At 35.4% G+C, this 5,441-nt stretch carries 5 protein-coding genes; 2 read left to right on the plus strand and 3 right to left on the minus strand.

Features of this window, described 5'->3' with window-relative positions:
* Nucleotides 1-407 precede the first annotated feature (407 nt).
* On the minus strand, nt 408-1,763 hold the full coding sequence (locus tag E1171_RS08065) for a fasciclin domain-containing protein (protein WP_155205501.1): 1,356 nt from the start codon (nt 1,761-1,763) through the stop codon (nt 408-410).
* A gap of 172 nt (nt 1,764-1,935) precedes the next feature.
* Here E1171_RS08065 and E1171_RS08070 point away from each other — a divergent pair, with 172 nt between their 5' ends.
* A complete protein-coding gene (locus E1171_RS08070; RefSeq protein WP_155205502.1) occupies nt 1,936-2,823 on the plus strand; it encodes a MerR family transcriptional regulator in 888 nt (295 codons plus the stop codon).
* 303 nt (nt 2,824-3,126) lie between these two features.
* Complete coding sequence (locus E1171_RS08075) at nt 3,127-3,462, plus strand: hypothetical protein (protein WP_155205503.1); 336 nt, start codon at nt 3,127-3,129, stop codon at nt 3,460-3,462.
* Nucleotides 3,463-3,528: 66 nt separating this feature from the next.
* Here the strand turns inward: E1171_RS08075 and E1171_RS08080 are convergent, their stop codons facing one another.
* Both E1171_RS08080 and E1171_RS08085 read right to left on the minus strand, forming a co-directional pair.
* Nucleotides 3,529-4,305, minus strand: a complete 777-nt coding sequence (locus tag E1171_RS08080; protein WP_155205504.1) for a GIN domain-containing protein — start codon at nt 4,303-4,305, stop codon at nt 3,529-3,531.
* A 397-nt stretch (nt 4,306-4,702) separates the two neighbouring features.
* On the minus strand, nt 4,703-5,441 hold a 739-nt coding region (locus tag E1171_RS08085), incomplete at its 5' end, for a cupin domain-containing protein (protein WP_222931445.1).

The following is a 5,441-nucleotide window of genomic DNA, read 5'->3' on the forward strand; positions in this document are numbered from 1 at the left end:
TTTATTGATAGTTTTTTATTTAAAACAGCATTTTTCAGGCTCTTTGAATACCTATACAATTGAAAAGATTTTGATACTTACCCTATATAATAATTTAACTTTCTATTAAGCAAATCACCTCATCCGATGACCATTCCCATCTTCCTGCTTTGTCCTATTTTCTAGTACTTATACTGTTTGCCCAATTGAAATATCTTTCAATTTGGAAGTTCCCAATAGCAGCACATGCTTGGTGATTGTTGTATTTTAATCTATAGCTTCTTCATCGCTTCCTTAAAGTTGTATTCCATATCATTCTTGTTAAAAGTGCGGATAAAGAAGTTCAATCCATATTTTCAAAACAATAAAAGAGTTGACAATACTAATTTGCTGCCAACTCTTATCCCACCTGTCCTGTATTCAATTACCTATTGGGGTAAAAGTACCTTGTCAATGACGTGAATCACCCCATTTGTGGCATTGGTATTCACTCCTATTATTTTGGTGTCAGCGTTGATGGTCAGTGTATTTAGGTCAATGGTGATTTTTTGACCCTGGGCAGTCGGTAACTGCTGGTTTTCATCTAAGGCACCCGCTAAGTCCTTATCATAAGCTCTTGCAGGTACTACATGGTAAGTAAGCACTGTAATGAGGAAATTTAAAGGAATGTCATACAAACTATTCCAATCCTCATTGCTGTCTAATAGTGCTTGAAAGGCAGCATTAGTCGGTGCAAATACAGTAAAAGGACCATCTCCACTCAAGACTGAGATCAAGTTTTGATCCTCCGCGCCCTCATCTGCAGTGCGTTTCAAGGCATCTACCAATATGTTAAATTCCCCATTTTCAGCAAGGCCAACGGCAGTTTCAACGATATTGCCTACAGGGGGAAGAAGTACCTTATCGATCACATGGACTACTCCTGTTCCTGATTCAATGTCCACTGCCACTATTTCGGTGTTTCCATTAATGAAATTTCCAGCACTTACTAACGAAAAGTAAAGGTTGTTCCCGTTCAAGGTTTTTGCTTCCCTTGTAAGATCTTTACTTAACACTTTTGATCCTAATACATGATAGGTAAGTACAGCAACCAATGTTTCTTTGTCTGTGGATGAAGGATCAATTCCTGCTTCTGTAAAAGCAGCATTACTTGGCGCAAATATCGTAAGATCTGGGGTGTTGAGTAAAGTTTCTACCAAATCTGCTTTTGATGCCGCCGTAATGAGCGAAGTAAAATCTTTATTGAAATAGGCCGGTTCAAGTACAGTATTGACAAATTGAGCGATGGAAGAGGGTACTAGTACCTCTTCTAGGGTATGAATCACCCCGTTAGATGCCTCTAAATCAAAAGGAGTAATCACTTTGACATTATTCACTGTGATGCCTTCTGTGTTATCTAGGTTAATATCTGAACCCTCTAAGGTAGTTACCGCCCCAGGGGAAACCTCGGTTGATAGCACCTCAGCATTAATCACATGATAGAGTAAGATTTTTTCCAAAACAGGAGGAGGCAAATCATCTATGCTTGACTGACCTACTGCTTGTAATAGATTGGTAAAGGCCTCATTGGTTGGAGCAAAAATAGTAAAAGGGCCCATGGCTTGAAGGTCGTCTGCCAGTTCAGCTTTTTCTATAGCTGAAGCAAAAGCAGTTAATCCATTGTCACGGGCCAACTGAACAATATCAGTAGACGGGGGCATTACCTCATCATCATCTTTTTTGCAACTAGATATGAATAAGCATAAGGTAAGCAGGGGAACAGTAAAGAAAAGTAACTTTTTCATAATTTAATTTTTTTTAGGTTTTTATAAACATTATAACGGCCATAGTTTCTATTTTGTTTAACTATTTGTGTAAAAAAGTTGAACAAAAAAATAAAAAAGCTGTTTAATGTATAAAGGAGCTACTTTTTACTCCTCAATATTTTGTTTACCTTTAGGTTAAAAAGTATTTAACATGGGGAATTATTCGATGGTGCAAGTGGAGTCCTTAACAGGTATAAAGGCCCATACGTTAAGGGTTTGGGAACGTCGCTATAATTTTTTACGTCCTATGCGGACCAAAACCAATATTCGTTATTACTCTGATGAGCAGCTTCGTAAATTGCTTAACATTAGTATTTTAATCAAAAATGGTTTTAGGATTTCCAAACTCAGTAAGATGCCTGATGAAGAAATCCATGAGCGGGTTAATGAGGTGCTGAAAAACCCCTTGGTTGAGCATATTGAGGAGGAAGTTCGTGCGCTAAGCCTTAGTATGCTTGAATTGAATGAAGCCGCCTTTAACCACATTTATCAGACCCATGTGCTAAGGAAAGGTTTGTTTGCAACAGTCACTCAACTAATATATCCCTTTTTGGATCATGTAGGTGTTTTATGGACAACAAGCAAAACGGTGCCCGCACAAGAGCACTTTATATCCAGCTTAATTCGTCAAAAAATTATAGCGGCCATAGAAACCCTTCCTATTCCAGTCCATGAGGCTCCTAGTATCTTATTATTTTTGTTGGAAAAAGAGGATCATGAAATTGGATTGTTATTGGCCAATTTCATTGCCAAAGATTTGGGATGGAAGGTTTATAATCTAGGGCCAAAAGTGCCGGTAGAGAATATTAAAACAGTGGTGGAGATTGCCAAACCTCAATTGATGTTGACTATGTTCACTACTTCTTGGGTAGGGCAGATTGAGGAATTGTTAAATATTATCAGAAAAGAGGTGAATATTCCTCTGTTGGTTTCTGGAAATCCGGAACTATTGAAAGAGACCAGTTTACCAGATGAAATTACACTTTTAAAGAAACCTGATGACCTTATTTCCTTTTTAAGTAGGTCCAAGAAGGATTGATTTGTTTAGCTATATGAGGTGAAAAGTTTGACGTAAATTTGGGGTTTATTTTGTGAGATGTAGATGCCTAAATTAAGGTTGTTAGAGAGTTAACTTTAACCATATGGCCATTAATAATATCCAAGGAGAAAAATTAAGGGTTTTTAGCTGGATTATTAAATTTATTCTGGTCATTAGGATTAAATCAAATCATCAATGCCTTTTTTGTAATTCTTAATAATTTCCTTTTGGGAAACATATTCTAAAAAACTACCTTAATCGTATGAGAAAACACTGAAAATAAATATTTACATAGTAAGAAATATGCCAATTGCCAACTGCTTTATTAAAGACAATAAGCTAAATCAAGAGAAACTTCATGAACTAGCCATTGAATGGGCGAAAATGATACAAGTAGCTGTAAACGACATCTGTATTACAACAACCTCAAACTTTATGCAGGGTGGCCAACAGTATGAAGTAATGGTGAATCTGTTTTTACCTTCTCTCTGGTCTCAGGATGATATTAAAAAAATTCAGAGCAGCCTTCTTGGACTATTGGTCAAATATTTGGAGATAAAATCATCTGAAATCTTCATTATAACTTCCATTATTGAATCAGGTCATGTGATTGAGAATGGAGAGATAATTGACTGGTAAAATTCAAAAGTTATTCTTTTCCTATTAGGAGGAAGTTTTTCAACAATTAAATGACGAATAGTAAACCTATTCTACTTTGACAATTTCTCCATCTCCTATATTAATGCCTTTCTTCACAATTGGATCTCCTTTATATTCTACTAAAAAATCACCAATACCAGATACTTTTAATTCATTTTGGGTGTTTACTTTTAATTTATTACCTCCAAACATTTTTGAGGAGGTGTATTTATTTTCCACATTGATTAAATCGACTTTTGCATCTCCATAAAGTGAGAAATGTTGGTTTTCGATTGTACCTCCAGAAATATTTAATTCACCATCTCCATAAAATGCTCCTTTGAGTGTATTTATCTCCACATTTTGGAAGGAAATTTTTCCATCACCATACCCTTTCACGTTAAAATTATCGGCTTTAATATCTGATAAAACAGTAACCTCTTCATCTCCCTTCGCCTGTAACTCATTCAATGATGTATAGGTTATATTCAAGACAAGTTGAACTTCTCTGTACAAAGGAACCTTTTGTATCTTGCCTTTTCTCTTTACTTTCTCTTGCCTAGTAGTATTTCTAGCTCCCTTTAGGTAAACCTCTAGTTTATTACTTTTATTTTCTATCACGAGCTCATCTAAGGAAACTTTACTTTCCAATATTTCCAAAGATTCCGTATCTCCCTCTTTGAGAAATACTTTTATATAGGGACTAATAATAACTTTATCAAAATGCTTTAGATCAAATACCTTTTTTTCATTTTGGTTTGCCAAAACAAAACCAGGCTTCAAAAAAAGTACAGTGAGTAAAATATAAAGGCTCAATCTATTTTGTATCCTATTTTTCATCATTTCAGCAATTAATAAGTTAACATCAAAGCAGGGGTTTCAGGAAAACTCTAATAACCCGAAATTCGGTTTCAAAAACAATATTTGAAGAAACAAAAATCCTGCTAATATTCAAGTAACTGAAAAATTAGATAAAAGGAAATCCTGATTTTTAAACTCGTCAAGATCAAGTAGTTTACCAATTATATAAACAATCTGGAGGGGCGCTATTTTTTCCAAAACCAGGAAATGGGGATTAAAACAAAAATTATTTAAGTATCCATTTCATACAGGTCTATTTTTGAGTCCATATTTAAAGCCTGTTTAAATTTTTTGTTTTTAAGCGAGAGTGCAGCTTCTCAAAAACCATTTGCAGCAAAAGGAAAACTTTTAGATATGTTTTACAGGAAGAGGTTGGGTTTTATTCCGATTGCATCACACGAATCGTTCTGAAAAGATCGTGCCCCTGAGCTTTCCATGTTCCATTAAATCCTTTTGGAAGAACGAAAAAGTCCCCTTGGTAAAAAGTTTGAGGATCTGACCCGTGTGGGGTAATGGTTACCATGCCTATTAGAATGTGAAACATTTGTTCCTTTTTGGAATAGGTAATTTCCCTTTCACGAGATTTCTCTGCCACCAAGCTAACATCCAATTCTATCCCGGAAAAGACTTCGTTTATAATGGTTTGCTTTCTTCTTTTCTTACCATCCCCTTGTAATCCAATTCCGGAAATTAATTGTTTATCAATATGGAAAGGGTTTTTTACGGCAGACACTTGAGTTGAATCAGTTCTTTTATTGGAAATTACGGAAAGTTCCAGATGATATTTGGTAGCCCCAACCGTAGTCCATTTCCCCTGGTAGCCTTTTGTGCCAATGATATAATCTCCCGAGCTAAAGGAATATTTCTTTCCGTTTCTCGGTTCTAAAACCATCCCTCCATTTATTAAGAAGATAAATTCCTCAAATCGGAAGCTATCAAAATCATTTGTACCTGATTCCAAAGCAATCATGGAAATACTAATTTCTGAACCTTTATATATTCTTTTGTAATAAAATTCCCGGTCAGGATTAGATTTAAGGGTTGCTTTAGGCAATTGTAACCCTGACAAACTTTCTTTATCAATTAAAATGGGTTTAATGATTTTCTCATCCCTTTTC

The organism is Xanthovirga aplysinae (assembly GCF_009711365.1).
GTDB classification, from domain to species: Bacteria; Bacteroidota; Bacteroidia; order Cytophagales; family Cyclobacteriaceae; genus Xanthovirga; species Xanthovirga aplysinae.